The organism is Pseudomonas amygdali (assembly GCF_002699855.1).
GTDB lineage: Bacteria > Pseudomonadota > Gammaproteobacteria > Pseudomonadales > Pseudomonadaceae > Aquipseudomonas > Aquipseudomonas amygdali.
In genome coordinates this window covers 1-843 of record NZ_LKBW01000208.1, presented here as the reverse complement: position 1 = coordinate 843, position 843 = coordinate 1, and the positions used below count along the sequence as shown (strand labels likewise).

At 55.6% G+C, this 843-nt stretch carries 2 pseudogenes; one reads left to right on the top strand and one right to left on the bottom strand.

From position 1 onward, the window contains the following. Positions 1–68: 68 nt before the first annotated feature. A pseudogene (locus AO277_RS14190) lies at positions 69–542 on the bottom strand (IS3 family transposase); the annotation flags it as partial. Positions 543–617: 75 nt separating this feature from the next. On the opposite strand from AO277_RS14190, the pseudogene AO277_RS29160 reads away from it, so the two are divergent. Then, a pseudogene (locus AO277_RS29160) lies at positions 618–776 on the top strand (IS110 family transposase); the annotation flags it as partial. Between the last annotated feature and the right edge of the window lie 67 nt (positions 777–843).

Below are 843 nucleotides of genomic sequence, written 5' to 3'. Positions count from 1 at the left end.
CGATGAGTCGGAGAGTTCGTAACGCTTTGCCATGCGGGCCTCCAGCCAATCATGGCGGCAATTCTACCCCAGCCGACTTTTCGTACAAAACCTAGCACAACCGCCAGATACTGCCATTTCCCTTGAGCCCAGGTGTAAGTGATATCGCCACACCAGACGTGGCCAGGAGCGGACACATCAAACTCCCGGTTCAAAATATTAGGAATGTCGGGCCGCTCGACCGTCGCCTTTTTGTAAGCATGCGATCCCGGTTGTTTGCTGACCAACTCCAGCTCGCGCATCAGGCTGCGCACCTTGAATCGCCCGATTCGCTCGCCGTCGTCCTGCATCATGGCCGTGATGCTACGGCTACCGGGAGCACTGCGGCCTTGGGTGAACAACTCGTTCACCCGACTGCGCAATCGAAGGCGTTCTACATCCGGTGTGCGGCGCCTGAGACGCCGAGCGTAGTAGCACGAGCGGGTCACTTCAAACACCTTGCACAGCCAATCAACCGGCTCGTGGATGCTCAACTGGTCAATCAGCGCGAACCCTCGAGATCTTTAATGAGATGGTCACCCCCACACCCTGCGAGGGCTAAGCTTTAGCAGGGTGCTTTATTTTCGGAGGGCATCATCATGAGCGAGTCAGCGCTGATAGGTATTGATCTCGGTAAACATACGTTCCATCTGCACGGCCAGGATAAGTCAGGCCGGGAGGTGTTTCGCAAAAAATGTTCACGGGCGCACATGATGCAATTTTTTGCCAGCTCGCAGAGCTGTGTCGTGGCAATGGAGTGAACCGCCCCGGGTTTCTCGGAGACTCCAACCTTTGAGAGGATGGAGCGATGAAAAAACTACCGAA